Annotated in this window: 20 protein-coding genes; 7 read left to right on the top strand and 13 right to left on the bottom strand. The window is 74.9% G+C overall.

What is annotated here, in order from left to right; genetic code table 11:
* The first annotated feature begins 27 nt into the window (after nt 1-27).
* Nucleotides 28-5,394: a pullulanase-type alpha-1,6-glucosidase gene (gene pulA / locus RND61_RS16180; protein ID WP_315878659.1), complete on the top strand. Its 5,367-nt coding sequence runs from the start codon at nt 28-30 to the stop codon at nt 5,392-5,394.
* Nucleotides 5,395-5,501: 107 nt separating this feature from the next.
* Complete coding sequence (locus RND61_RS16175; protein ID WP_315878658.1) at nt 5,502-5,852, top strand: 5-carboxymethyl-2-hydroxymuconate Delta-isomerase; 351 nt, start codon at nt 5,502-5,504, stop codon at nt 5,850-5,852.
* Here the strand turns inward: RND61_RS16175 and RND61_RS16170 are convergent.
* Nucleotides 5,837-6,607, bottom strand: a complete 771-nt coding sequence (locus tag RND61_RS16170; RefSeq protein ID WP_315878657.1) for a TetR/AcrR family transcriptional regulator — start codon at nt 6,605-6,607, stop codon at nt 5,837-5,839. The genes RND61_RS16175 and RND61_RS16170 overlap by 16 nt on opposite strands.
* A gap of 62 nt (nt 6,608-6,669) precedes the next feature.
* Between RND61_RS16170 and RND61_RS16165 the strand changes: the two genes are divergently transcribed.
* Nucleotides 6,670-7,050: a hypothetical protein gene (locus RND61_RS16165; protein ID WP_315878656.1), complete on the top strand. Its 381-nt coding sequence runs from the start codon at nt 6,670-6,672 to the stop codon at nt 7,048-7,050.
* Between the two features lie 26 nt (nt 7,051-7,076).
* On the opposite strand, the gene RND61_RS16160 is transcribed toward RND61_RS16165, so the two are convergent.
* The 8 genes from RND61_RS16160 to RND61_RS16125 all read right to left on the bottom strand — a co-directional run bounded on the left by RND61_RS16160 (nt 7,077) and on the right by RND61_RS16125 (nt 19,984).
* Nucleotides 7,077-9,071 carry a hypothetical protein gene (locus RND61_RS16160; RefSeq protein ID WP_391653548.1) on the bottom strand — a complete coding sequence of 665 codons (1,995 nt, stop codon included), beginning with the start codon at nt 9,069-9,071 and terminating at the stop codon, nt 7,077-7,079.
* The gene (locus RND61_RS16155) at nt 9,068-12,187 is read right to left on the bottom strand and encodes an alpha-N-acetylglucosaminidase (RefSeq protein ID WP_315878655.1); all 3,120 of its coding nucleotides are present in this window, start codon (nt 12,185-12,187) and stop codon (nt 9,068-9,070) included. Before RND61_RS16155 ends, RND61_RS16160 begins: the two co-directional genes overlap by 4 nt.
* A 188-nt stretch (nt 12,188-12,375) precedes the next feature.
* Complete coding sequence (locus RND61_RS16150) at nt 12,376-13,026, bottom strand: response regulator transcription factor (protein ID WP_315878654.1); 651 nt, start codon at nt 13,024-13,026, stop codon at nt 12,376-12,378.
* Nucleotides 13,011-14,261 (bottom strand): sensor histidine kinase, encoded by a 1,251-nt coding sequence (locus tag RND61_RS16145; RefSeq protein ID WP_315878750.1) that lies wholly within the window; start codon nt 14,259-14,261, stop codon nt 13,011-13,013. The genes RND61_RS16150 and RND61_RS16145 overlap by 16 nt, the downstream gene beginning before the upstream one ends.
* A 353-nt stretch (nt 14,262-14,614) precedes the next feature.
* On the bottom strand, nt 14,615-15,610 hold the full coding sequence (locus RND61_RS16140) for an NAD-dependent epimerase/dehydratase family protein (RefSeq protein WP_315878653.1): 996 nt from the start codon (nt 15,608-15,610) through the stop codon (nt 14,615-14,617).
* A 652-nt stretch (nt 15,611-16,262) separates the two neighbouring features.
* Nucleotides 16,263-17,294, bottom strand: coding sequence for a glutamine synthetase (gene glnII / locus RND61_RS16135; protein ID WP_315878652.1), 1,032 nt, complete (start codon nt 17,292-17,294; stop codon nt 16,263-16,265).
* Between the two features lie 93 nt (nt 17,295-17,387).
* A complete protein-coding gene (locus tag RND61_RS16130; protein WP_315878651.1) occupies nt 17,388-18,572 on the bottom strand; it encodes an ARPP-2 domain-containing protein in 1,185 nt (394 codons plus the stop codon).
* Nucleotides 18,569-19,984 (bottom strand): hypothetical protein, encoded by a 1,416-nt coding sequence (locus RND61_RS16125; RefSeq protein WP_315878650.1) that lies wholly within the window; start codon nt 19,982-19,984, stop codon nt 18,569-18,571. The genes RND61_RS16130 and RND61_RS16125 overlap by 4 nt, the downstream gene beginning before the upstream one ends.
* Before the next feature lie 207 nt (nt 19,985-20,191).
* Here RND61_RS16125 and RND61_RS16120 point away from each other — a divergent pair, with 207 nt between their 5' ends.
* On the top strand, nt 20,192-21,082 hold the full coding sequence (locus tag RND61_RS16120) for a Gfo/Idh/MocA family protein (protein ID WP_315878649.1): 891 nt from the start codon (nt 20,192-20,194) through the stop codon (nt 21,080-21,082).
* A 174-nt stretch (nt 21,083-21,256) separates the two neighbouring features.
* On the opposite strand, the gene RND61_RS16115 is transcribed toward RND61_RS16120, so the two are convergent.
* Complete coding sequence (locus RND61_RS16115; protein WP_315878648.1) at nt 21,257-21,619, bottom strand: arsenate reductase family protein; 363 nt, start codon at nt 21,617-21,619, stop codon at nt 21,257-21,259.
* A 134-nt stretch (nt 21,620-21,753) separates the two neighbouring features.
* Between RND61_RS16115 and RND61_RS16110 the strand changes: the two genes are divergently transcribed.
* On the top strand, nt 21,754-22,029 hold the full coding sequence (locus tag RND61_RS16110) for a hypothetical protein (RefSeq protein ID WP_315878647.1): 276 nt from the start codon (nt 21,754-21,756) through the stop codon (nt 22,027-22,029).
* A 689-nt stretch (nt 22,030-22,718) separates the two neighbouring features.
* On the opposite strand, the gene RND61_RS16105 is transcribed toward RND61_RS16110, so the two are convergent.
* Together RND61_RS16105 and RND61_RS16100 are read right to left on the bottom strand one after the other, a co-directional pair.
* Nucleotides 22,719-23,054 (bottom strand): DUF6415 family natural product biosynthesis protein, encoded by a 336-nt coding sequence (locus RND61_RS16105; RefSeq protein ID WP_315878646.1) that lies wholly within the window; start codon nt 23,052-23,054, stop codon nt 22,719-22,721.
* 67 nt (nt 23,055-23,121) lie between these two features.
* Complete coding sequence (locus tag RND61_RS16100; RefSeq protein ID WP_315878645.1) at nt 23,122-23,283, bottom strand: hypothetical protein; 162 nt, start codon at nt 23,281-23,283, stop codon at nt 23,122-23,124.
* Nucleotides 23,284-23,546: 263 nt separating this feature from the next.
* Here RND61_RS16100 and RND61_RS16095 point away from each other — a divergent pair, with 263 nt between their 5' ends.
* A complete protein-coding gene (locus RND61_RS16095; RefSeq protein WP_315878644.1) occupies nt 23,547-24,542 on the top strand; it encodes an XRE family transcriptional regulator in 996 nt (331 codons plus the stop codon).
* A gap of 16 nt (nt 24,543-24,558) precedes the next feature.
* Nucleotides 24,559-25,137, top strand: a complete 579-nt coding sequence (locus tag RND61_RS16090; RefSeq protein ID WP_315878643.1) for an HD domain-containing protein — start codon at nt 24,559-24,561, stop codon at nt 25,135-25,137.
* A 783-nt stretch (nt 25,138-25,920) separates the two neighbouring features.
* Here RND61_RS16090 and RND61_RS16085 read toward each other — a convergent pair.
* Nucleotides 25,921-26,250 (bottom strand): transposase (locus tag RND61_RS16085; protein WP_315878642.1); only part of this gene is annotated, 330 nt, incomplete at its 5' end.

Below are 26,250 nucleotides of genomic sequence, written 5' to 3'. Positions count from 1 at the left end.
CGGTGGCGGCGCCCGACGCACAGATCGGTGGCCGCCCTCGCGGCGGCGGCGATCACCGCGCTCGCCGTCCCCGCCGCCGCCCCGGCCAGCGCCGCGCCCCGGCCCCCGGAGCCCCCGTCCGACCGACGGCTGGCCGCCGAGCCCGCGCGGCACGACCTGACCCGCGAGCAGTTCTACTTCGTCCTGCCCGACCGGTTCGCCAACGGCGACCGGGGCAACGACCGCGGCGGGCTCACCGGGACCCGGCTCACCACCGGCTACGACCCCACCGACAAGGGCTTCTACCAGGGCGGCGACCTCAAGGGCCTCACCGAGCGGCTCGACTACGTCAAGGGCCTGGGCACCACCGCGATCTGGCTCGCCCCGATCTTCAAGAACCAGCCCGTGCAGGGCACGGGCGACAGCGCCTCCGCCGGCTACCACGGCTACTGGATCACCGACTTCACCCAGGTCGACCCGCACTTCGGCACCAACGCCGACCTGGAGCGGCTCATCGACAAGGCCCACGCCAAGGGCATGAAGGTCTTCTTCGACGTCATCACCAACCACACCGCCGACGTCGTCGACTACGAGGAGAAGTCCTACGAGTACCTCTCCAAGGGCGCCTTCCCGTACCTGACGAAGGACGGCCGCCCCTTCGACGACGCCGACTACGCCGACGGCACGCGCCGCTTCCCCCGGACGGACCTCGACTCCTTCCCGCGCACGCCCGTCGTCGCCGCCGACAAGAAGGACCTGAAGGTCCCGGCGTGGCTCAACGACCCGTCGATGTACCACAACCGGGGCGACTCGACCTTCGCCGGCGAGTCCTCCACCCACGGCGACTTCGTCGGCCTGGACGACCTGTGGACCGAGCGCCCCGAGGTCGTCGAGGGCATGGAGAAGATCTACCAGCGCTGGGTGCGCGACTTCGACATCGACGGCTTCCGCATCGACACGGTCAAGCACGTCAACACCGAGTTCTGGACCCAGTGGGCCACCGCCCTCGACGCGTACGCCGCCGACCGGGGCCGCGACGACTTCTTCATGTTCGGCGAGGTGTACTCCTCCGACACCTCCGTCACCTCGCACTACGTGCGCGAGGGCCGCCTCGACGCCACCTTGGACTTCCCGTTCCAGGAGGCCGCCCGCCAGTACGCCTCCCAGGGCGGCTCCGCGGCGAAGCTCGCCGCGCTGTTCGGGGACGACCACAAGTACACGACCGACAAGGCCAACGCCTACGAGACGGTCAACTTCCTCGGCAACCACGACATGGGCCGCTTCGGCGCCTTCCTCAAGCAGGACAACGCCGGGGCGTCCGACGCGGAACTCCTCAAGCGGTACGCCCTCGCCAACGAGCTGATGTTCCTCAGCCGCGGCAACACCGTCGTCTACGCGGGCGACGAGCAGGGCTTCACCGGCCCCGGCGGCGACAAGGACGCCCGCCAGACCCTCTTCGCCTCCAGGACCGCCGACTACCTCGACGACGACCAGATCGGCACCGACCGCACCCACGCCGCCGACGCGTACGACCCCCGCCACCCGCTGTACCGGCAGATCGCCGCGCTCGCGAAGCTCCGCGAGGCGCACCCGGCGCTCGCCGACGGCGTGCAGATCGAGCGGCACGCCGACCGGGGCGCGGGCGTGTACGCGTTCTCCCGCATCGACGCGAAGGCCCGCACCGAGTACGTCGTGGCCGTCAACAACGCCACGGGCCCGAAGACCGCCGAGCTGGCCACCGAGTCGGCCGGCACCGCCTTCCGCCCCGTCCACGGCGACACCGGCGCCGTGACCAGCGGCGCCGACAAGAAGATCACCGTCACCGTCCCGGCGCTGTCGGCCGTCGTCCTCAAGGCCGCCAAGCCCCTCGCCGCCCCGGCGGCCGCGCCCTCCGTCGAGCTGAAGGCCCCCGCCGCGGGCGCCTCCGGCACCGTCCAGGTCACCGCCGACGTCGACGGCGGACAGCTCAACCGGGTCGTCTTCGCCGCCCAGCAGGGCACCGGGAAGTGGCAGGTCCTCGGCACCGCCGACCACGCCCCCTACACGGTGAGCCACACGATCACCGCCCCGGCCGGCACCCCGGTCCGCTACAAGGCCGTCGCCGTCGACACGGCCGGCCGCACCGCGAGCGACCTCGCCGCCACCACCGCGGGCCGGGCCCCGGCCACCCCGGCCCCGACCGCCACCCAGCGCGACCACGCGATCGTCCACTACAAGCGCGCCGACGGCGACTACGCCGACTGGCGCCTGTACGCCTGGGGCGACATCGCCGAGGGCGAGGCCACCCCCTGGCCCGAGGGCCACCCCTTCACCGGCCGCGACGCCTATGGCGCCTTCGCGTACGTCAAGCTGAAGCCGGGCGCCTCCAGCGTCGGCTACCTCGTCATCGACGGGGACGGCAACAAGGACGTCTCCGCCGACCGCGCCGTCGACCTGTCCAAGACCGGCGAGGTGTGGATCGAACAGGGCAAGGAGGCCGCCCTCGACCAGCCGCCCGCCGGCGCCTACCCGCCGCAGGACACCTCCAAGGCCGTCCTGCACTACCACCGCCCCGACGGCGCCTACGACGGCTGGGGCCTGCACGTCTGGAACGGCGCCGCCGCCCCCACCGACTGGTCGAAGCCGCTCCTGCCCGTCCGCACCGACGCGTACGGGGCGGTCTACGAGGTGCCCCTCGCCAAGGGCGCCACGTCGCTGAGCTACATCCTCCACAAGGGCGACGAGAAGGACCTGCCCGCCGACCAGTCCCTCGACCTCACCGCCGACGGCCACGAGGTGTGGATGCTCGCCGGACAGCAGAAGTACCTGCTGCCGCAGCCCAAGGGCGGCGGCGCGGCCCTCGACCTCGCCAAGTCCACGGCCGTGTGGATCGACGGGACGACCGTCGCCTGGAACGGCTCGCCCGCCGCGGCCTCCAGCCAGCTCGTCCACTCGCCCACCGGCTCCCTCGCCGTCGAGGACGGCGCCCTCACCGGCGAGGACCGCGCCCACTGGCTCCGCCTGAACCGCACGGCGCTCACCGACGCGCAGAAGGCCGCCTTCCCGCACCTGGCGAAGTACACCGCGTACTCCGTCGACCCGCGCGACCGCGACCGGATCCGCACCGCCCTGCGCGGCCAGCTCGTCGCCACCCAGCGCGCCGCCAACGGGGCCCTGCTCACCGCGACCGGCGTGCAGACCGCCGGCGTCCTCGACGCCCTGTACGGCGAGAAGGCCAAGGCGAAGGCCCTCGGCCCGGTCTTCCGCGGCGGCACGCCCACCCTCTCCGTCTGGGCTCCCACCGCGCAGTCCGTCGCCCTCGAACTCGACGGCCGCGCCGTCCGGATGAAGCGCGACGACACGACCGGCGTCTGGTCCGTGAAGGGCTCCCCGTCCTGGACCGGCAAGCCGTACCGGTACGTCGTCACGGTCTGGGCGCCCAGCGTCCAGAAGGTCGTCACCAACAAGGTCACCGACCCGTACTCCACGGCCCTCACCACCGACTCGGCGCGCAGCCTCGTCGTCGACCTGTCCGCCCCCGAGCTCGCCCCCGAGGGCTGGGCGACGCTCCGCAAGCCCGCCGCGGTCCCGCTGCGCGACGCGCAGATCCAGGAACTGCACGTCCGCGACTTCTCCGCCTCCGACCCCACCGCGAAGCACCCCGGCGGCTACCTCGCCTTCACCGACCGCGACTCGGACGGCGTGAGGCACCTGGCGAAGCTGGCCCGCAGCGGCACCTCCCACGTGCACCTGCTCCCGGCCTTCGACATCGGCACCGTCCCCGAGCGGAAGTCCGGCCGGGCCACCCCCGACTGCGACCTGAAGGCGTACGCCGCCGACTCCGACGAGCAGCAGAAGTGCATCGCGAAGGTCGCCGCGAAGGACGCCTTCAACTGGGGCTACGACCCGCTCCACTACACGGTGCCCGAGGGCTCGTACGCCTCCGACCCCGAAGGCACCCGCCGCACGGTCGAGTTCCGGCGGATGGTCCAGTCCCTCAACGGCACCGGCCTGCGCACCGTGATGGACGTCGTCTACAACCACACCGTCGCCGCCGGCCAGGACGACAAGTCCGTCCTCGACCGGATCGTGCCCGGCTACTACCAGCGGCTCCTCGCCGACGGGTCCGTCGCCACCTCCACCTGCTGCGCCAACACGGCGCCCGAGAACACGATGATGGGCAAGCTCGTCGTGGACTCGGTGGTCACCTGGGCCAAGGAGTACAAGGTCGACGGCTTCCGCTTCGACCTCATGGGCCACCACCCGAAGGAAAACATCCTCGCCGTCCGCGAGGCGCTGGACGCCCTGACCGTCGAGAAGGACGGCGTCGACGGGAAGAAGGTCATCCTGTACGGCGAGGGCTGGAACTTCGGCGAGGTCGCCGACGACGCCCGCTTCGTCCAGGCCACGCAGAAGAACATGGCCGGCACCGGCATCGCCACCTTCTCCGACCGGGCCCGCGACGCGGTCCGCGGCGGCGGCCCCTTCGACGCCGACCCCGGCGTCCAGGGCTTCGCCTCCGGCCTGTACACCGAGCCCAACGGCTCCGCCGCCAACGGCACCCCGGCCGAGCAGAAGGCCCGCCTCCTGCACTACCAGGACCTGATCAAGGTCGGCCTCAGCGGCAACCTCGCCGACTACACCTTCACCGACACGTCCGGGAAGCGCGTCAAGGGCTCCCAGGTCGACTACAACGGCGCCCCCGCCGGCTACGCCGCCGCCCCCGGCGACGCCCTCGCCTACGCGGACGCCCACGACAACGAGACCCTGTACGACGCGCTGGCGTTCAAGCTCCCGGCCGGCACCTCCCCGGACGACCGGGCCAGGATGCAGGTCCTCGCCATGGCCACCGCCGCGCTCTCCCAGGGCCCCGCCCTGTCGCAGGCCGGCACCGACCTGCTGCGCTCCAAGTCCCTGGACCGCAACTCGTACGACAGCGGCGACTGGTTCAACGCCCTCCACTGGGACTGCCGCCTCGGCAACGGCTTCGGGCGCGGACTGCCGCCCGCCGCCGACAACCAGGACAAGTGGGCGTACGCGAAGCCGCTGCTGTCCTCGCCGTCCCTGAAGGCGGGCTGCCCGCAGATCGAGGGCGCCTCGGCCGCCTACCGGGACCTGCTGCGGATCCGCACCACGGAACGGGCGTTCAGCCTCGCCACCGCGGACCGGGTCCAGTCGGACCTGTCGTTCCCGCTGTCCGGGCGGGACGAGACGCCCGGCGTGATCACCATGCGCCTCGGCGACCTGGTCGTGGTCTTCAACGCCACGCCCGAGCGGCAGCGGCAGACCGTCCCGGCCCTCTCCGGCAAGGGCTACGCCCTGCACCCGGTGCAGGCCGGCGGCGCGGACGCCGTGGTGAGGACGGCCGCGTACGACACGGCCTCGGGCACCTTCACGGTCCCGGCGCGCACGGTCGCGGTCTTCACCGCCCGCTGACCCGCCCCGCCACCGCGGCGCCCCGCCTCCCACACGGGAGGCGGGGCGCCGTTCCGACATCCGGGCGGCGCTTGTGCCGGGGAGCCGGGCGGGGTGAAGGTGGGGCCATGCCGCAGATCACCGTGGACTACTCCGCCGCCCTCGACGACACCTTCGACCGGAAGGGCTACGCCAGGGCCCTGCACCCCGTCGTCGCCGACACCGTCGCCACCCGCGTCGAGGCGTGCAGGACCCGCACCCGCCGCATCGACGACTTCACCGCCGGGGACGGAACGGCCGACGCCGCCATCGTCTACGTGGAGATCGCCCTCCTCGCGGGCCGCACCGACGAGGCGAAGGCCCGCCTCGCCGAGGCCGCCGCCGCCCTCGCCCGGGACTTCCTGAAGCCCGACGACGAACTCACCGTGTACGTCTCCGCGGAGATCCGCGATCTCGACGCGTCCTACCGCAAGGCCTGAGCCGGCACGGCCGGCGTGCCCGCGAGGAGCGTCACGAGCCGCCCGACGAGGTCGCCGAACGGCCCGTCGGCGGGCTCGTCCGCGAGCAGGCCGGCCATGAGGCCCGCCATCTCCCCGTCGTACGCGGCGCTCACCGCGACCAGCGCCCCGAAGTCGTGCACCAACTGCCGCTCCAGCTCGGCGCGCGGGACGCGCCGCCCGTCCAGCCAGAACAGCGCCGTCGACTCGGCCAGCGCCACCCACGACCGCACCACCAGGTCGAGCCGGGCGGGTGGCCGCCCGCGCACCCCGAGGTGCGCTACGACGTGGTCGTACGCGGCCTGCCGCACCCCGTCGATCACCGCGTGCGCGGTCGGCGCCGCACCGGCCGGGCGGGCCGTACCGGTGGAACGGCCCGTACCGGTGGGGCGCGTGGGGCCGCCGCGCATCAGCGCAGCGAAACCCGGCCCGTGCTCCTCGACGAAGTCGAAGAACCGACCCGTCACCCGCAGCAGCCGCGCACCGAACGGTCCTTCGCGCGGCTCCACGAACCGGCTCGCCAACTCGTCCGCCGCCTGCCGCAGCGCCGCCTCGTACAGGCTCTGCTTGCCGGGGAAGTAGTGGTAGACGAGCGGCCGGGAGATGCCCGCCGCGGCGGCGATCTCGTCGATGGACACCTCTTCGGGGGAGCGGTGGCCGAACAACTCCAGCGCCACGTCGATCAACTGCTGCCTGCGCTCCTCGACGCCCATCCGTCGGCGCACCCCGGTCGTCATGCGAACAGCCTAACGGCGCCCTTCGAACAGCGGTGGACACGCGGTCCGTTACGCTCCGGGACATGACCACAGCGGACCAGGACCCCCCCGGTACGGCGGACGCCCCGGACACCCCGGGCACCCCGGACCTCCCGGAGGCGGCGGCGCCGGAGCCCGCCGGGGACGACGCGCCCGAGCAGTCCCACGACGGCCTCACCCCGCGCCAGGCGCGCCGGCTGCGGATCGTCGTCGCGACGGTCCTGCTGGTCACCCTCGCCGCCGTCCTCGCGCTGCGCCTGGCGAGCCGGACGTCGGTCCTCGTCGTCGGCGTGTACGGGCTGGCGATGATCCTGTGCGGAGTGGTGATCGAGCTCAGCCGCCACGGCCGCACCCGCCTGGGCACCTGGCTCCTCGGTACGGGCCTCCTCGCCGCCCTCGCCGCCGACTGGCTCCTGCTGCCCTAGCCACCCGGCGGAACCGCCGGGGCCGTTCAGCGCAGGGTGCCGATCCGGGTCCCGTCCTCCAGCCTCCCGGTCAGCTCCGCCCGCGCGCCCGGCTCCGCCTCGACCGCCAGCAGCCGCCCCTCGGCGCCGCCCTCGACGCCGCCGGACGTGGCCAGCGACGCCACCCGCGGGCTGCCCGCCGCCAGGACGTACCACCGGCCGCCCGGGCCCTTCCACAACACCCCGGCCAGTACGTGTGGTTCGCGCGTGCCGCAGGCCGGGGAGTCCTCCGCCTTCGCCGCGAGCGCCCCGGCCGCGAGCGGCTCGCCCGGCCCGGCGTCCGGCGCGGGCGCCTGGAACTGCGCCAGCACCCTGCTGCCCGGCCCCCGCCACGTCTCCGCGCGCGTACACAGCCACGCCGCCGTCCCGGTGCCCGAACCGGGCAGGTCCTGCTCGGCGAACCGCCACGAGTTCACCGACCGCACGCCCCGCGCCCGCATCACCGGCAGCAGACACGCCGTACGTGCCCACTCCCGCAGCGCGCCCCGGTCCGTCACGTCCACGGGCTTCGCCGGCGGACCCGACGTGAGCCGCGCCGGAGTCAGCTCGCCCAGGTCCGTCAGGACCCGCGTCGCCACCCCGTCCCGCACCTCCAGCACGTCCCACGACCGGCAGTCCCGCGTCGCGGCCGGGCTCTGCATCGGCGCGGTCACCCCGGTCGCGTCCCGCTCCAGCGGCCGCGTGCCCCCGTCCGGCACCAGCAGGTCCCGCACGGCCACGCCCCGCACCCACGGCGCCGTCAGGTACCGCACGTTGGCGTGGGTGCGCCCCACCACCAGGGCCGCCGACGCGGCCGTGTCCGCCCCGTCCGTACGGGCGAAGTCCAGCGCCGCCACCTCCGTGCCGTCCGTCGGCTCCGCGTACCGCACCGCGCGCAGCCCGTCGTGGAACAGCACCACCCGCGCGCCGTCCACCTCGTCCGCGAACAGGAGCTGCGGCGGGCCCATCGGCGGACCCGGCAGCGTGCCCGGCGTCGCCGACGCCCGCACCCGCGAACCGGGCCGCGCCCACACCGCGAGCGCCCGCCGCAGCAACGCCTCGTCGCCGGTCAGCCCGCCCCGCGCCGGCCACACCGAGAAGTCCGTGCGGGACGAGCGCTGCCACGCGGCCGGCGCGATCCGCCGCAGCTTCGCCGGGTCCAACGCCGCCTCCGACACCGGGTTGCGCGCGTACGGCGGCGCCGCCGCGCCGTCCCGCCCCCAGCCCTCGCCCGGCAGCCCCAGCAGTGCCCCGCACACGACGGCCGCCGTGCCCGCCGCGAGCGCCGCCTTCGCGTGCTGCCGCCGCCGCATCAGGTCCGTGGGCCGCGCCTGGAGCGTGCACGGGTCGAACTCCGGCGACTCCAGCAGCGCCCCGCCGTCCGCCCCGCCCGCCGCCCCGACCCGGTCCGCCTCCGCCAGGGCGGCCCTCGGGTCCGCGACCCCCGCCGCGGCCAGCATCCGCCGCACCTCCGCGTCGCCCTGCCGCTCCAGGCAGCGCAGCACGTACGCGGCCCGGCCGGCACCCGACAGGGCCGCCATCCGCTGGTCCAGCGCCAGCTCGTCGGCACCGCCCGACCGGGGGAACAACCGCAGCCCCCACACCATCGGCAGCAGCGGCGGCAACTGCGCCCGCTTCGGCCACGCCCGGCGCCAGAGCGGCAGTCCGGCCTCCAGGGCCTGCCGCAGCACCCGCCCGCGCACGTACGCGTACCCCGGGTCCACGACGTCCTCCGGGCGCCGCCGCTGCACCGGCATCGCCGCCTCGTCGCCCACCGCCGTGCGGCGCCGGGGCAGCGACCGCTGGACCAGCGCGTGCGCGGTGAGGACGCGCCGGTTGCGGCCGAGGGACGGCGGCAGCACCAGATAGGCGATGCGGACCAGCCGCGGGTAGTGCTCGACGAGCGCCGCCTCGGCCTGCTCCACGTCGACGGGAGCGACGGCGCAGGCCGCGACGCCCGGCTCCGCGGCCTTTCGGGTGTGCTGGGCTTCCTGGGTGCTCACGCCCAACGCAACGAGCGACGGTGGGGTTGGTCACCTCGCCCCCTCACGCCCCCCCACCCCGCGAGCCCGCCGAACACCGCCGTGCCGCGCGCCCCGCTCCCGCCGTGCGCGGCCGTCATGAACACCCCGGCGTCCTGGACGGGCGCCGCCCGCACCCCGGCGGCCGGCACCGCGGCGACGGTGCGCCACGTCGTGCCGCCGTCCGCCGAACACGTCCCGGTGAAGACGCCCGACGACCGCGACAACCGCAGCAGCGCCGGCGCCGCCACCCCCGGGAGCTGCCGGTACGCGTCGAGGGCGCCGTCGCCGTCGGCGTCCCACGCCAGCACCGCGCCCCGCGCCGGCGTCACCGCCAGGTACAGGAACCCGGGCGCCCCCGGCACGCCCAGCGCGTCGCGCACGGCGATCCCGGCGCGCGCCCACGGCCCCGTCGCCGTCTGCGCCTCCACCCGCGCCTCCAGCACCCCGCCCTCCGCGAGGGCGCCCTCCCGGTAGGACACGCCGAACTCCGCGACGCGCCGCCACAGGTCCCGGCCCCCGCCGTTGACCGCGAACCGCCCGCCCAGCCGCCCGAACACCGCGTCGTTCGACGTGTGGGTGCGCCACGTGTCGCCGAGCGGCCCCGCCACGTACAGCTCGCCCCGCCGCACCGCCGTCACCGGCGGCCCGCCCCCGGTGCCGTACGTCGCGCGCACCGTGTAGGGCAGCGGCTCGACCGGGTCGGTGAGCGGCCGGGCGGGCGCGGTGACCCGCCAGGACGCCGCGGCGGACCCGGCGGCGGGGACGGGGCCGGTGCGGTGCGGCGGCAGCCCGCCGGGCGCCGGGCCGTCGAGGACCAGGTCGACGGGGCCGGTGCCGCCCAGGCCGCTGGTGTTGCGGAACGTCACGGTCACCTCGGCGGTGCCGCCCGGCGCGAGCGCCGGCGGGTCGCAGGTGACGGTGACGGCCCCCTGGTGGGGGGCGCGGGCGAGCACGTCGCGCACGCGCAGGGCGGTGCGGTACGGGTCGCCCGACGGCCGCAGCGGATACGGCTCCGTGCCCCGGCTCCAGGTCTCCTCGGCGGCGTACCAGTCGGCCGGCCGGGGCTCGCGGCCCTCGGCGAGCGCGTCCTGGAGCTCCTCCAGGTACGCCCGCCAGCGCGGCAGGTACACGTCCGCGATCAGCCCCGACCAGTCCCGGTTGGCGTAGCCCGCGAGCCGTCCGCCGTCCGCCGCCGCCCGGTTCGCCCACGACGTGACGAGGGCCCGCGCCGTGTGCTCCAGGCGCTCGCGCCGGGCGTTTGCCAGCCAGGGGCCCAGCAGGAACGCCCGGTGGGCGCCCGCCACCTCGTCGGCCAGCCGCATCAGCCGCAGCCACAGTCCGGCCAGCGTCCGCAGCGCCGCCCGGTCCTCCGCCGCGTACGCCGCGTCCAGTTCCCCGATCAACTGCCGGGACCGGTTGGCGAGCGCCTGCCGGGTCACGTCCGTCAGGTCGTGGCGGTACGCGTCGGAGCGGCGCAGTTCCTCCCGCACGCCGAGCAGCGCGGTGAGCGCCCCGTCGAAGGCCGCCGGGTCGTAGGCGGGGGAGCGGGTCGCGTGGTGCGCCCCGGAGCGCGCCGACAGGGACGGCCGGGCGGCGAACACCGAGTCGTGCGGCCGTCCGTCGTCGCTGGTGAGCCGGTACGCCGTGGTGCTCAGGCGGGCGAACGCGGCGCGGGCCGCGGCGTCCGGGCCGCCGTAGCGCAGGTCGGCGTAGTCCGCGAACCACCGCGCGCGGTCCACAGGCCGCTCCCGCCAGGCCAGTTCGGAGAACAGCTCGAAGGCGGCCGGGTCCCGCCCGGCGGCCTCCGGCATGTACGCGGTGCCGACGAGCGCCGAGCCGGGCCGGTCGCGCCACGCGGTGAACCGCTCGGCCCACCGGTGCGTCGCGGCGCCGAGCGTGGTGCGACCGCCGAAGTTGGGGATCGTGCCGAACGCGTAGGGCGCGCCGCCCCAGTCGCGCTCCCGGTCGGTGACCGCCTCCAGGTCGGACAGCCCGTCGACGACGAGGAGCCGTGACCGGTCGAGCGCGTCGAGCAGTTCGCGGCGGGGGTTCGCCTGCCAGCCGAGGAGCACCCAGGTCGCCCGGGGGAGGGCCGTGCGCAGGGCCGCCTCGACGGCGCGGGCGGCGTCCGGGACGGGCACGTCGCCGGGGTCGCCGCCCTCGTGGAGCAGGTCCATCTTGACGTGCCGGACCTCCCCGAACAGCTCCCGCTGGTGGCGGTAGTAGGCGGCGGCGACCCGGCGGAACGCGCCGGTGCGCGGGTCCAGCCAGCCGGGGCGGGGCAGCCCGGCCCAGGTGCCCTGCGGGATCGTGCGGGCGCCCGGGACGCGGTCGGCGAAGCCGTCCGGGACGGTGCCGAAGTAGCCGGGCAGGACCGGGGACATGCCCAGCTCCCGCAGCCGGTCCGCGACGCGGCGGCCGAGCGCCGCCCGGCGGGCGAGGAGGTCCGGGGCGGGCGGCCCGCCGTACCCGCTCATGTTCTGCAACAGCCACCACGGCTGGTGCGAGGGCGCCGGGAGCCAGGCGCGCGCCTCGGCGTCGGTGTGGCCGAACTCCAGGAGCAGCCGGTGGTACACGGCCTCCGTGCCGGCGGTGACCAGCACCTCGTTGCAGCCGTGCAGGGCCAGCACGTCGATCAGCCGCTCCCAGTGCGACCAGTCCGCGTACGGGGCGGTGTAGCCGTCGTGGGTGTCGTTGAGGACGAACCGGTGCGGGACGGTGGCGCGGTGGGCGAGCGGCGCGGGCGGCGCGGGCAGGGTGCGGGGCAGGTCGGGCCGGCTGCCGCACCAGGAGACGTGCGCCCGGCACACGTACTTCAGGTACCAGTGGACGCCGGTGAGCAGCGCGACGGGGCCGGTCCCCGCGACCCGGACGCGCCCCCGCGCGCCGGTGACGCGGAACCGCTCGGGGCCCGGGGGCAGCCGCACGAGGTCGAACCGGTCGGCGTGGGCGGGCAGGAGGCGGTGCAGGGCGGCGCGCGCGGCGGCGACGGGGTCGGGGTGCGGCGGCGCGGGGACCGCGGCCACGGCCGCGGGGGCGCGCCCGGTGAGCGCGGCGGTCGCTCCGGCCGCCCCGATCAGGGCACGGCGGGACATTCTGGAAGGTTCGGGCACCGTCGCAGGCTAGCCGGGTCCCGCCCCCGGAGCGAGGACGCGGAACGGCACCGCGGCGGACGCGTACGGGGCGAACCCGTGCGGCCGGGCCCCGCCCGCGGGGGGCGGGCCGTTCCGTGCGGATCCGTACGGATTCGTGCGGATCAGTGCGGAGGGGGCGCGCGCGGGGCTCAGGTCCGGTCGAGGTACGCCAGCACGGCGAGGACCCGGCGGTTGTCGTCGTCGGACACCTTCAGGTCCAGCTTGGCGAAGATGTTCGAGGTGTGCTTCGCGACGGCCCGCTCGGTGACGCGGAGCTGCGCGGCGATGGCCGTGTTGGACCTGCCCTGCGCCATCAGCTCCAGCACCTCCAGCTCGCGCGGCGTGAGCCGGCCCAGCGGCTCGTCCCGCGCCCGGCCCCGGTCCAGGAGCTGCGAGATGACCTGCGGGTCCATCGCCGTACCACCGGCCGCCACCCGCCGCACCGCGTCGACGAACCCGTCCGCGTCGAACACCCGGTCCTTCAGCAGGTACCCGACGCCCCCGTCGCCGTCCGCCAGCAGCTCCCGCGCGTACAACTGCTCGACGTGCTGCGACAGCACCAGCACCGGCAGCCCCGGCCGGGTCCGGCGGGCGGCGAGGGCGCACTGCAGGCCCTCGTCGGTGTGCGACGGCGGGAGCCGGACGTCGACGACCGCGACGTCCGGCTCCAGCTCCGCGAGGGCCCGGGACAGTTCGGGGCCGGTCCCGACGGCGGCGAGCATCTCGCAGCCGTACGCCTCCAGCAGCCGTACCAGCCCGTCCCGCAGCAGGAACAGGTCTTCCGCTAGGACAACACGCACGGGATCTCCATCGTCACCACGGTCGGGCCGCCGGCGGGGCTGCTGACGGCCAGGATGCCGTCGAAGGTACCGAGCCGCCGCTCGATCCCGCTCAGCCCGGAGCCGCCCCCGGCCGCCCCCGCCCCGGCGCCGCCGATCCCGTCGTCGGTGACGGTGACGCTCAGCATGACGCCGGTGTACCGGACGTCGATCCACACGCGGTCCGCCCGCGCGTGCTTGATCACGTTGGTGAGGATCTCGCTCACCGCGAAGTACGCGGCGGACTCCACCGGCGGTTCCGCCCGGCCCGGCAGGTCCACCTCCACCTCGGCGGGGAGCGGCAGCCGCAGCGCGAGGGCCCGGACGGCGTCGCCCAGGCCCCGCTCGGCGAGGACGGGCGGGTGGATGCCCCGCACCAGGTCGCGCAGTTCGGCCAGGGCGGCGGCCGAGTCCTGCCGGGCCTTCGCCAGCAGTGCCTTCGCCCGCACCGGGTCCTTCTCGACGAGCGCCTCGATCGTGCCGAGGTCCATGCCCATGGCGACCAGCCGCGCCTGCGCCCCGTCGTGCAGGTCCCGCTCGATGCGGCGCAGCTCGGCGGCCGAGGCGTCGACGGCGTCGTGCCGGGTCTCGGTGAGCCGGTCGATCCGCTCGTGCAGCTCCGCCTCCGGCGGCCGACCCAGCAGCGCCCCCGTCAGCGCGAAGTGGCCCCGCAGCAGCGCCGGGCCGAAGCGCAGCCCCGCGGCGAGGACGACCAGCCCGAGCCCGCCCGCCGCCACCGCCGTGCCCGGACCGCCCACGGGCACGAAGGCGTACCAGTACGGGTCGGCGCCCGCGTCGAACGCCCGCCACAGGCCCGCCGCCAGCACCAGGCCCTCCACGCCGTAGGCGAGGACGAGCGCGGGGGCGAGCGCGGTGACGAACCCGGCGGACAGGTCCGTGACCAGCCACAGCACGTCCCGCCAGGTCGCCGGGTCCTTCAGCAGGTGCGCGCAGCGCTCCGCCCATCCGACGAGCCCGCCCCGCGCGTCGGCCGGCGGCGGACGGTACGCCTCCGGGATCCGCACCCCCGCCCAACGGGCCGCCAGCGCCCGCCGGGCCCGGGCGTGGGAGCGCACCAGCGCCAGTACCAGCGGGGTCGTCAGCACGCCGACGCCCAGCGGGATCAGGGCCACCGACACCAGGGTGCACACGAGGAGGGCGACCGACGCGGGCAGCGCGACCAGCGCCACCGCGAACCCCCGTACCGCGGCGAGCAGGGCCGCCCGCGCCCGGCCGGCCGGGGCGCCGCCCCCGCCGCCGTACGCCGCACCCGCGTTCCCCGCCCCGGCCGTCCCCGTCGTCCTCGTCCCCGCCACCGTCGTCCTCGCCACCGTCGCCTCCCGCGCCCGTGCCCGCGGCGCGCCCCGTGTCGCGCCGCAGCCCCAGTCTCCCGGTCGGGGCGGGGGCGGGTCACGGGGCCGGGCACCCGACCCGGGGTGTACCTGGCACCACCCCGGTCCGGAACCCCCGACCAGGAACCCCGGCCCGGACCAGGAACCGGCGCCCGGCCCGGGACCCGGCGCCCGGCCCGGCTCAGGACCCGGCCCGGGACCAGGCCCCCGGCCCGCCCCTACAGCCCGAGGACCTTCGCCTCCAGCTCGGGATCGATCCCCACCGGGTCCCGGTCCGGCCGCCGCGGCGCCTCGCCGCCGAGGCCGCGCAGCCACGCCCACGTGTCGGCGACGGTCTCCTCGACGGGGCGGCACCGCAGGCCGGAGGCGAGCGCCTTGCTCACGTCGGCGCCGTGCATCGCGTCGTGCGCCTCGCCCGGCGGGACCCACACGGGCAGCCCCGTCCAGGGCTCGACGCCCGCGGCGAGGATCCGGTCGGGCGGCGTCCAGCGCAGTTCGGCGTCCGACCCGGTCGCCCGGACGCAGGCCTCCAGCAGTCCGCCCATCGTCGTGTGCCCCGGCCGGCTCACCAGGTCGTACGGGCCGGCCAGCCCGCCCTCGGCGGCGTCCAGCAGCCACCCGGCGAGGTCCCGCGCGTCGATGTACTGCAGCGGCAGGTCGCGCGGCCCCGGCGCGAGGACCGGGCCGCCGCGCGCGATCCGGTTCAGCCACCACGGCAGCCGGCCCACGTTCTCCCACGGGCCCAGGATCAGCCCCGCCCGCGCCAGCAGCGTCCGCTCGGGGCCGAACGCCCCGACGGCCGCCAGCTCCCCGCCCCGCTTGGCGCGCGCGTACGGCACGTCGTCCCCGTCGTCCGGCGACGCCTCCACGACCGGCTTGTCCTCGCGCAACTCGGCCACCATCGGCCACTCGTACACGGAGCAGCTCGACACGTACAGGTACCGCCCCGCCCGCCCCGCCAGCAGCCGGGCCGCGTCCCGCACCGCGAAGGGCGCGCCCGACCACGTGTCGACGACCGCGTCCCACGTGCCCCCGCGCAGCGCGGACAGACCCGCCCCGTCCGGCACCGACCGGTCGCCGCGCAGCACCGCCGCGCCGGGAGGCGGCTCGTGCCGCCCCCGGTGGAACACCGTCACCTCCCAGCCACGGGCGAGCGCGGCCTCGGCCACGGCCCGCCCCACGAACTCCGTACCACCCAGGATCAAAAGCCTCATGTCCCCGACTCTGCCCCGGTGCCCCCGCCCCGCCCACCGCTTCCGCTACCGGAGGAACAGCCGGAAGCGGAACCTCCCCCGGGTGGAGGCAGATTCCGGCCACGACCGCGTCCCGCTCGCCGGTGCGCGCCCTGCACGCCGCGCTGTTCGCCGCGGTGTGCGCGGTGCTGTACGCGGACCGGGCACGCCCTCCAGGCCGCCCACCCCGTGCCGGTGCGCTCGCTGCCGGGTGCTTTCGCCCTGACCTGGGCACTCGCCCGGGCGGCGGCGGGCCGCCGACGGGGCGCCCCGGTGATCGGAACCGGGCCGGTCGCCGTGCGGGCGGCCCCACACCCGATGGTCCCGGCGGCTCGGGGTCACCGCGGCCACGCGGCCCGTCCGGGCCGTTTCGGCCACGACGAGGCGCCCGCCCCACCGCCCCCGGACGGCACGCTCCTGGCGCGCCTCGGGGCCGCGGCCGTCCGCGGCGCCCGGCCCGCGCGGCGGGAGGGTCTTCCCCCACCTCGCCCGCACGGCGTTCGCCCCGCCCCGGCGGCCGTCTCCCGCCGCCGCGCCGCTCACCCCCGTACGGCGTGCCCCCGTACCAGCACGGAGGGTGCCCCCGGCCGGACGGCTCCGGCCGGGGGCACCCCCTCGTCGCGTACGGGCGGGATCAGACCTGGCCGGCCTTCTCCAGCGCCTCGCAGCAGGTGTCCACCAGCAGACGGGTCACCACGTACGGGTCGACGTTGGCGTTCGGGCGGCGGTCCTCGATGTAGCCCTTGCCGTCCTTCTCGACCTGCCAGGGGATGCGGACCGACGCGCCGCGGTCGGAGACGCCGTAGCTGTACTGGTCCCACGGGGCGGTCTCGTGCAGGCCGGTCAGGCGCTCGTCGACGCCCGCGCCGTAGTTCTTGACGTGGTCGAGCGGCTTGGAGCCCTCACCGAGCGCCTCGCACGCGGTGATGATCGCGTCGTAGCCCTCGCGCATCGCCTTCGTGGAGAAGTTGGTGTGCGCGCCCGCGCCGTTCCAGTCGCCCTTCACCGGCTTCGGGTGCAGCGTCGCGGAGACCTCGAAGTCCTCGGCCGTGCGGTAGAGCAGCCAGCGGGCGATCCACAGCTGGTCGGCGACGGTGACCGGGTCGAGCGGGCCGACCTGGAACTCCCACTGCCCCGGCATGACCTCGGCGTTGATGCCGGAGATGCCCAGGCCCGCGGCGAGGCAGTGGTCGAGGTGCGCCTCGACGATGTCGCGGCCGTGGATCTCGTCCGCGCCGACACCGCAGTAGTAGCCGCCCTGCGGGGCGGGGAAGCCGCCCTCGGGGAAGCCGAGCGGGCGGTGGCCCTTGAAGAAGGTGTACTCCTGCTCGATGCCGAAGATCGGCTCCTGGGCGGCGTACTTCTCCGCGACCTCGGCCAGCTGCGCCCGGGTGTTCGTGGAGTGCGGCGTCATGTCCGTGTTCAGGACCTCGCACAGCACCAGGACGTGCTCACCGCCGCGGATCGGGTCCGGGCAGGAGTAGACCGGCTTCAGCACGCAGTCGGAGGAGTGGCCCTCGGCCTGGTTGGTGCTGGACCCGTCGAAGCCCCAGATCGGCAGCTCGGCGACGTCCGCGACGGCGGCCGTCAGTATCCTCGTCTTCGAGCGCAGCTTGGCGGTCGGCTCGGTGCCGTCGATCCAGATGTACTCAGCCTTGATGGTCACGGGGCCTCATCCTTTTGCGGGTGCAGCGGTATGCCGCGCAGCTTGGCAACGGGGGATTTCCCGGCCATTGCCCGTGTGTGAACCCCGTGTTACTCAGCCTTCCCGCAGGGCACGCGCGCGCTGTGCGACCCCGTGCGCGTCGAGCAGCGCCCCGAAACCCGCGCGCCGGACCCGGGCGACCAGCTCCTCGTACCCCGTCCCGAGCGCCTCCGCCGTACGGGCCGGGTCCCAGTCGCAGTCCGCCAGCCGCCGCAGCACGTAACCGCGCCGGACCTGGTTCTCCGACAGCCGGAACGTCTTCAGGTACGCCGTCCGCCCCTTCCGGTCCGTGATCACCTCACCGATGTGCTGACCGCCCCGGCCGGCCCGGAACGGCGGCAGGAAGCGGTACAGCGTGAACGGCCCCGCCCCGCGCACCCGCTCCCACGCGTACGACGTCTCCAGCAGGTCGCGCGCCATCAGCCCGTCGTGCGCCGCCCGCCACGCGCGCTCCTCGGCGCGCGCCGCGGCCCGCAGGTCCGCGAGGGTCCGGACCCGGCCCGCGGCGTCGTCGATCCGCGCGGCGAACTCGGGCACCGGCCGCCCGTACAGCGCGTACTGGTGCACCAGCTCGCCGTACAGGTCCCGCACCAGCGACGGGTGCAGGGCCCGGTAGTCGTCCGGGTGCGGCACGACGAACGCCGCGGCGAGCGCGTCCGCCGCGTACACCATCACGCCGCACTGCCCCGGGTGGATCTCGAAGACCCGCAGCGCCTCGGCGAGCCCCCGCACCGACCGCCCCGCGTACGCGTCCTCCTCCCGCGGCGACAGCCCCCGGCGCACCGCCTGCCGGGACCACTCGTCCCACACGACGGACGGCCCGCCGAAGTGCAGCGCCAGGTACCCCTCCAGCGCCAGGTGCAGCGGCAGGAACCGCAGCCGCCCCCCGCCGCCGTCCCGGACCCGCTTGGCCAGCCGGTGGTGCGTCCGCACGGGCACGCACACCGGCGCGGCGACGCCCAGCCCCGTCCCGTACGCCGCGCCCCGCCGCCGGTCGCCCCCGCCCCCGCCGCCGTTCCCGCTCCCGCCGGGGGACCAGTCGGCGACGAAGCCGTGCGGGATGTACGACGTGTACGTGTGCCGCGGGCCGAGCGCGACCCGCCCGTACGCGTCGCCGTACAGCTCCTCGTGCAGCCGCAGCCCCTCGATCGGCCGCTCCCGCAGCAGCGGCACCAGCCGGACGCCGCCCCACACCTGCGCGGGCCCGGCCGCCAGCCCGGCCAGGTCGATCCGGGTCACGCGTCCCCCAGGAAGAGCGCGACACGGCGGTCCAGGTACGCCCGCAGCTCGGCGAGCCCCGTGCGCCCCTCCGCGAACCGGGCGATCTCCACCAGCGACGGCAGGTCCTCCGCGTCCCGCACCCCGGCGGTCGGCACGCAGGGCGCCAGCCGCCGCACGTCGAAGCCGTCCGCGTCGTACACCGGATTCAGGTGCACCACGCTCGTCCGCCGCTCCGGGTCCAGCCGGGTCCGCCACACGCGCAGCACCTCGCCGGCGAGGCCGGGCGGCGCGTTGTCCCAGCCGTCCGACACGATCAGCAGCCGCTCCGGGTCGGTCTCCAGCGCGTCCAGGATCCGGGCGCCGAGCGGCGTCGGCCCCCAGGGCCGCGCCATCAGCGGGTCCGTGGAGCCCGACGTCCACAGCGGCGCGTACCCGCCCGGCCGGGCCAGCGCCTCCAGCAGGAAGTGGCAGCCCAGCGCCACCGCCAGGGGCCGGCGCCGCTTCACGCCCGACCCGTACGACGAGTAGCTGTCGTCCAGCACCGCCGCGACCCGCCCCCACGTCCCCGCGTACGGGCCCGCCGCCCGGCGCGCCGCCGCCCGCAGCGCGCCCGTCAGCTCCGCCCGCCGCGCCGCCCGCTCCCCGAACCCGAGCGACAGCGCGTACAGCGCGAGCCGGGTCAGCGGCATCGCCGCCAGGTCGGCCCCGGGCGCCCCCGCCCGGCCCTGTGCGCGCAGCCGCTCCAGGCGGGTCATGCGGGGCGCCATCCGCTCCAGGAACACCGCGCGCGGTACGCCGTGCCGGGCGGCGAACCCCTCGGCGACCGTGAACGGCAGCGCGTACAGCGCGGCCTGCTCGTGGCGGGCCCGGCGGTACGCGTCGAGGCGCGGGTCCTCGTAGCGGGCGCGGCGGCGCGGCGCGAACAGGAAGTCGCCCAGCTCCGCGCCGCCGGGGAGCAGGTGCGAGTGCCGGGCGGCGCGCTTCAGCCCGGCCCGGTACTTCACCGCGTCGTGCGCGGGGTCGGGGCGGGCCGCCAGCCAGTCGCGCATCAGCGCCCGCGTACGCCGGTTGTTGACCCGGGCGGCGCGCAGGGCGCCGAACAGCCGGTACACACGCTGCGGGGGCAGCGTGGCGAGCCGGGCCGCGATGAGCCGCCCCTCCAGCCGCTTCTCCTGCGGACCGGCCTCGTCCGCGTGGCGCAGCAGCCGCTCGACGACGAGGGCGGCGTTGTGGTCGTTGATGTCGAGGGCGAGCGACGCGGCGTACAGGGGGCGGTAGTTGACGCGCACGTACGCGTGGAGGAAGTCGAGCGACAGCCGCTGCTCGTCCGCCGACGACCGGAACTCGCGCTGCCCGGTCGCGGTGACGGCGGCGTTGACGAAGAGGAGCACGTCCTCGGCGGCGACGAGGTCGGAGAAGGTCTCGGCCATGGTCCCCCCGGTCGGCCGGCCGGCCGGTCGGTCTCGGTGCGGCGTGGTGGTGCGCCGGCCGGGGAATGGGGGCGTGAACAGCGAAAGCGTTGCTTTACAGAGCAGGTCCCGGAAGTCACGCCGGAGTCCCGCGGCCGGCCCGAGAAACGTAGCACCGGACGCGGCCCGGCCCGGCATGGTTTTCGAGCAGCGGGCAGACTTGCGGACATGACGAAGGCGACACGCATCGGACTCCTCGGCACGGGCCCCTGGGCCACCCGCACGCACGCCCCCGCGCTGGCGGCGCACCCGGGCGTCGACTTCAGCGGCGTGTGGGGGAGACGCCCGGACGCCGCCGCCGGGCTCGCCGCGGAGTTCGGCACGCGCGCGTACGAGGACGTCGACGCCCTGTTCGCGGCGAGCGACGCCGTGGCGGTCGCGCTGCCGCCCGACGTGCAGGCGCCGTTCGCCGTGCGGGCCGCGGCGGCCGGGTGCCACCTGCTGCTGGACAAGCCGGTCGCGACGAGCGTGGCGGGCGCGCGGGAGGTGGCGCTGGCGGCGGAGAAGTCCGGGGTGGCGTCCGTGGTGTTCTGCACGCTGCGGTTCGCGGCGGGCACCGCGCCGTGGATCGAGGAGCAGGCGGCGGCGGGCGGCTGGTACCTGGCGCGGGCCCACTGGCTGGGCGCGCTGTTCTCGCCCGGTTCGACCAGCGCGTACGCCGCGTCGCCGTGGCGGCGGGAGAAGGGCGCCCTGTGGGACGTGGGCCCGCACGTCCTGTCGGTGCTGCTGCCGGTGCTGGGCGACGTGACGCAGGTGGTGGCCGCGGCGGGCCCGGACGACACCCGGCAACTGGCGCTGCGGCACGCGGGCGGCGCGGCCAGCTCGGCGGCCCTCTCGCTCAGCGTCCCGGTCGCGGCGGCGGACGCGGGCATCACGCTGTACGGCGACCGGGGGCAGGTGGCCATGCCGCGCTGGGACGACGCGGTCGGGTCGTTCGCGGCGGCGGTGGACGCACTGCTGGCCGCGGCGCGGACGGGCGTGCCGCACGGGTGCGACGCACGGTTCGGCCTGCGGATGACGGAGATCCTGGCAGAGGCGGAGGGCCAGACGGGAGCCTGAGCGGCTTGGGGGCCTGCGGGGCTTCAAGGGCCTGGGGGCCCGGTGGGGCCTGGGCGGTCTGGGTACCGCGCCCCCAGCCCCGCCGCGCCCCGCCCACCGAGCCCTCCCCGCCCTGCCGGCCCCGGCGCCCCGGCGGCATGGCGGACATGGCGGGCATGGCGGGCATGGCGTGGCTCAGGACCGGGAGAGCGCGTCCCGGACGGCCTCCTCCGACCGGCCGACGACCGCCGTGCCGTCGTCGGCGGTGATGATGGGCCGCTGGATGAGCTTCGGGTGCGCGGCCAGCGCCTCGATCCACCGCCCGCGGGACGCCTCGTCGCGGGGCCAGTCCGCCATCCCCAGCTCCTTCGCCACGGCCTCCTGGACGCGGGTGATGTCCCACGGCTCCAGGCCGAGCCGGCCCAGGACGTCGCGGATCTCGTCGGCGGACGGCACGTCCTCCAGGTACCGGCGGACCGTGTACTCGGCGCCCTCCTCGTCGAGGAGGTTCAGCGCGCCACGGCACTTGGAACAGGCGGGGTTGATCCAGATCTCCATGCCGCCACCGTACCCGCCGGGAACCGCTCCGCACCCCGTCTGGCCAGGGCCGTTTGTCAGTGCCCCCCGGTAGAATCGAAGCAGTCAGTGAGGGTCCGGGGAGGGCCCCCGCACCCCGCACCAGGAGGTCGCCGATGGCCGTCGCCACCGTCACGCCGCTGCCGCTCGAACCCTGGAAGCCCCTGCGGAAGAAGCCGCTCCCGGCCGGCCGGCCGCGCGAGTGGTACGTGTCCCACAACCGCCACCTCAAGGCCATGCGCCTCGCGATAGCCCTGCTCGACTCGGGCGTGTACGCCGCCTCCAAGGCCGACGACGACACGATCCGCGCCACCGCCGAGAACCTCGGCATCCACCCGCCCTCCGACACCACGTGCCGCCTGGTCCGCACCCTGATCCGCGCCACCCACTGACCATCCCGCCCCGGCGGGCGGGCGACGCCCCGCACCCGCCGGGGCCCTCCTACCCGTGCCCGGGAGCTTGGACCGTCCGGCCCTGGAGGCGGTACAGCAGGGCCCACACCGGGGTGCGGACCCCCGACGACCGAGCCTGCCGCGCCCGGAGTCCCGCGGACCGCCTGCCGGGGCCGTCATCCGTCAGTCATCTGCCTCCCCCACACGGGGCAGGAGGTCCATCCCACCGAACGAGACCCGGGGCGCCCCCATGCCCACCACGGGCCCATGGCGACAGCGACCGTCCAGGCCCGTGTCCCGACCCCGCCCGCGCTGGGCCCGCCGAGTGGTCCGCGCCACAGTCCTGTGCGCGCTGAGCGAGGGTCCGTCGCACTTCCGGCGTTTGTTCAGCAAGGAGTTCCGAGGGCGGTGAGGCCGCTCACCGGTGGGGTCCTTCTCAGCGGTCATGGACGTTTCTTGTTCTTCGGCTTCCGCTTTCGCGGGCGAAGGCGAGTCCCGCGCCCCGGCTCGTGCTGTGGGAGCGATCGGCTGGTGGAGCCGTTGTGTGTGGCTTCAGGGAACCGAGGGGGCCCACCGATGCCTTTCCTGCCGGCGGTCTCTTCGATCACCTGCAAGAACCGGACTGAACCAGCACCGGGGCATTGCCGTGCAGCGTTGGCAGAAGCCGGACGGGACTCAGGGGTGGGCTCCTATGGAGACCGCTGCGCCTCGTGTGCGTACCGCAGCAGGAACATGGTCGCCTTGGCGAGGAGACGCAGCATGATCGCAGGGTCCCCTCCGGGATCTCGGGCGAGGGCCTGGGCGTGTCGGATGGTGTGCTCCACGATGTCCCGGGCCCGACCGTCCGCCAGCCGCGTGGCGTGGATTTCCGCCGGGCCGACCAGATCCCGAAGGTGCTGGCGCAGCCGGTCACGAAGTGCGTCGGCAGCCGGGCTGGTGGCCTGCCCGTCGGCGAGTACCAGGGCCAGCTCGCTGTCGCTGTACATGGCCGCGACCATGACGGGCGTGAGGTGCCGTTCCGTCATCGCGACCCTCCAACGGCCCGACCGGTCCACGGGTGGTGCTCGTGCCCGAAGGAGACGGACGCGACCGTCACTGCTCCGGCTCCTCGTCGGCCTGGCGGTCGTTCGCGCCCACTCGTTCCCAAAACTTCTCGAAGCCGGATTCGGCGCGGGCCATCAGACCGGGGCTCGGCCTGCCGTACGGCTGGCCATCAGCGTCGTCCGCCGTGCGACGAGTGAGGGGTGTGGTCATCGGCTTCTCCTCGGTGGGAAGGCGACAGCATGGGAAGCGTCAACAGGCGGTACCCGTACGGGTACTGTCCGTCGTGGTGTCTTGAACGTACGGTCGGCGAGGATGCGGTAGGACTGACTGCCAGTACGTGTGGGGAACGGGGCGTTCGCAGGGAGCTGGGTATGCCGGCGAGACCGCCCGCGCGGGGACGTGCGGCCACGGGAGTCGTTTCGGGGTTCGTGTTACGGCTGGTGCGGGAGAGTGTTCCGCGAACGCAGTCGGCCATGGCTGAGGCTCTGGGCGTCGACCTGGGAACCGTGCAGGGCTGGGAGTCCGGACGACGCCCCCTGGGCAATATGAAGGCCGCAGCACTGTTGAGACTCCGCCGGCGGCTGGGGGCGATGGGCGCGGCGCCCGGCGTGCTGGGGTTGCTCGATCCGGCGATGGACGCCGACCAGGTCATCGGCGCTGCACTGGACCCTCCGGAATCGGCGGATCTTCACCCGCTGGCGACGTGGGTGCACACCAGGGAAACCGCCCACATGTTGGCCTGGGCCCTGACGGGGGTAACGCCCTCCGCACTGGCCGGACGCGTTCCCGCCTCCCGCCGAGGGCCTTCGGCCGCTGCCCCGTTACTGGGTGCAAGCGACCGGGCGCAGATCTTCGACCACCTTCGGGAGACCGCAGAAGCGGCCCGGCGGCCGGGTGAGGCGTTGTTGTGCCGCCAAGCGCTCTACCTCGCCTCGTACGACCGCAGTTCCGGCGCTGTTTCCTGGACGGCTCACGCGCTGCACGGGCGACGGGGGAACCTCACGCGACGGGGGTGGTCGGAGCACTGGGCGCAGGCGCGTTCGACGGCGACGGCACTCGCCCGGCTCGGTGATCCTCAACCCCTGCTCGATTTCATCGAGCGGTCCTTGGCGGGCGACGACACGGCCGAGGCCGCAAACCTTAACTACTGGGCGTACTGGCTAGGCGGGGTGCGCCTGCCGCAGTCCGACGACCGATTCATGCAGGAACGCGAGTTGACCGCCTGGGATCCCCTCACCCTGCTGCGTGGGCTCACGTACGGGCTGCACCACGCCCCCGGGTACCTCGATCTCTACGCACACACCCTCTGGGCGCTCCTGACAGCCCGCCCCTGGCTTCCGCAGGCGTCCCAGGTGCTGGCCGCAGACCTGAGGACCCGTACCGAGGACCTGCTCGACGGCGACAGGATCACGGCAAGGTCCCGTCGCGAACTCACCACCGTGCACTACGTTCTTCGCGAACGCACTTGAGACCGGAGGTCACCACATGGCAGACGAGACGGCCGACGCCCGGGGCACGGCGGGGTTCATCTTCGAGATGGGAGTGCTCAAGAACGCCAAGCGGACCGGATGGTGGTTCACCGGCAACAACAACCCCGAGTCGGTCGCCGAACACTCGTTCCGCGTGGGGATCATCGGCGCCGTCCTGGCCATGATGGAGGGCGTGGACCCGGCGAAGGTCGCCCTTCTGTGCCTCTTCCACGACACGCAGGAGACCCGGATCGGCGACATTCCACACATCGGCCGCCGCTACATCGACGCCGCGGCGAACGAGGCGGTCACCGCGGACCAGGTCTCGGCCGCGCACCCGGCGGTGAGGGCGGGGGTGCAGCGGGTGGTCGAGGAGTACGAGGCCAATGACACCCCGGAGGCGATCCTGGCCAAGGACGCGGACAAGCTGGAGTGCCTGGTTCAGGCGGTCGAGTACCGGGCGCAGGGCAACACGCTCGTCCAGGACTGGATCGACACGTCCCTGAACAGCCTCAAGACCGCCTCGGCACGGGCCCTCGCGGAGGCCGCGTTGACGATGTCCCCGCTGGAGTGGCGCAAGACCTTCCTGAACTGACCGCCGACCTCCGCCGGCGATCGATTCAGCGCTGTGCACGCCGACGAGACCACGCACTGTGGGGACCGCGTCGAGGGGCTGCGCGCCGAGTCGGACACGTCCTTGATGCGGGAGACCATGACCGCGACCCCGGAGACCTGGCACGAGCTCTCCGAGGAGGCCCACCACCAGATCTTCGGCTACCTCATCAAGGAGATCCGCCCGGTGGGCAGATTCGGGCTCCCGCCGGACCAGCGGTTCCACATCACCTGGCGCGTCCCGAGCCGCCGGCGGCCTAGTTCCGCTCGCTCCTCATGGGGAGCCCGCACGGCGAGGGCCGCCACCCCGGGGGTGGCGGCCCTCATCGGCTGTCCGGCGCGGGGCCGGGCCCGCGGCTCACAGGTCGAAGTAGAGCTACAGGGACACTTTGACCTGAGTAGACCCCTCATCACACGGCCTTGCGGTGCACAGCTGATGACAAGCACATCAGCCGGTGCGACTACGGTCCTCGCTCTTCCGCTGGCACACCCCGTGGCATTTCTTAGTGGATCGTTGCAGCTGTCCGGTGTCCCCAGTAGTGCGGCGACAGTGTTCGAGGACTGCGATCCACCACTTCAGTCGGTCGCTAGATCTGTCTGGAATGAGGAGCCGAATGGCCCGAAGGCAAAAGTAGGTCAAGGCAGAGAATATGACGAGTAGGCAGGCCGCCCACCAAGGCATGTTGGTGCTCCCAGCCACAGGGATCTCAATCACGACATGAGTGCTTTCTGCTGGCAGTGCAGTGGGACGAATGGCGTGCGCGTACTAGGTCCTGTCTGACAAAGGATCTTGGTTGGGTTCGCGGAGCCAGAGGATGAGTGAGGCGAGGTGGACTCCGGCCTTGTAGCGGGTGGCGAGTTTGTCGAAGCGGGTGGCGATCGCGCGGAACTGCTTGAGGCGGTTGAAGCAGCGCTCGACCACGTTGCGGGCCTTGTAAAGCTCGCGGTCGAAGGCCGGCGGCCTGCCGCCGGCCTTCCCTCGCCGCAGGCGGTTGGCCTTCTGGTCCGCCCGCTCCGGGATCACCGCCCGGATGCCTCTGCGTCGCAGGGACTGGCGGATCGCCCGGGACGAATACGCCTTGTCCGCGACGACCGC

This window comes from Streptomyces tamarix (assembly GCF_032423885.1).
Taxonomy (GTDB): domain Bacteria; phylum Actinomycetota; class Actinomycetes; order Streptomycetales; family Streptomycetaceae; genus Streptomyces; species Streptomyces tamarix.
The sequence above is the reverse complement of the archived record's forward strand: the minus strand, read 5'-3'. Positions and strand labels throughout refer to the sequence as shown.

What these genes read in the sequence shown, in the direction of transcription:
- RND61_RS16175 (WP_315878658.1), top strand. Translation starts at nt 5,502, where the DNA reads ATGCCGCAGATCACCGTGGACTACTCCGCCGCCCTCGACGACACCTTC.
- RND61_RS16170 (WP_315878657.1), bottom strand. Translation starts at nt 6,607, where the DNA reads ATGACGACCGGGGTGCGCCGACGGATGGGCGTCGAGGAGCGCAGGCAG.
- RND61_RS16165 (WP_315878656.1), top strand. Translation starts at nt 6,670, where the DNA reads ATGACCACAGCGGACCAGGACCCCCCCGGTACGGCGGACGCCCCGGAC.
- RND61_RS16155 (WP_315878655.1), bottom strand. Translation starts at nt 12,187, where the DNA reads ATGTCCCGCCGTGCCCTGATCGGGGCGGCCGGAGCGACCGCCGCGCTC.
- RND61_RS16140 (WP_315878653.1), bottom strand. Translation starts at nt 15,610, where the DNA reads ATGAGGCTTTTGATCCTGGGTGGTACGGAGTTCGTGGGGCGGGCCGTG.
- RND61_RS16125 (WP_315878650.1), bottom strand. Translation starts at nt 19,984, where the DNA reads ATGGCCGAGACCTTCTCCGACCTCGTCGCCGCCGAGGACGTGCTCCTC.
- RND61_RS16120 (WP_315878649.1), top strand. Translation starts at nt 20,192, where the DNA reads ATGACGAAGGCGACACGCATCGGACTCCTCGGCACGGGCCCCTGGGCC.
- RND61_RS16115 (WP_315878648.1), bottom strand. Translation starts at nt 21,619, where the DNA reads ATGGAGATCTGGATCAACCCCGCCTGTTCCAAGTGCCGTGGCGCGCTG.
- RND61_RS16110 (WP_315878647.1), top strand. Translation starts at nt 21,754, where the DNA reads ATGGCCGTCGCCACCGTCACGCCGCTGCCGCTCGAACCCTGGAAGCCC.
- RND61_RS16105 (WP_315878646.1), bottom strand. Translation starts at nt 23,054, where the DNA reads ATGACGGAACGGCACCTCACGCCCGTCATGGTCGCGGCCATGTACAGC.
- RND61_RS16100 (WP_315878645.1), bottom strand. Translation starts at nt 23,283, where the DNA reads ATGACCACACCCCTCACTCGTCGCACGGCGGACGACGCTGATGGCCAG.
- RND61_RS16095 (WP_315878644.1), top strand. Translation starts at nt 23,547, where the DNA reads ATGGCTGAGGCTCTGGGCGTCGACCTGGGAACCGTGCAGGGCTGGGAG.
- RND61_RS16090 (WP_315878643.1), top strand. Translation starts at nt 24,559, where the DNA reads ATGGCAGACGAGACGGCCGACGCCCGGGGCACGGCGGGGTTCATCTTC.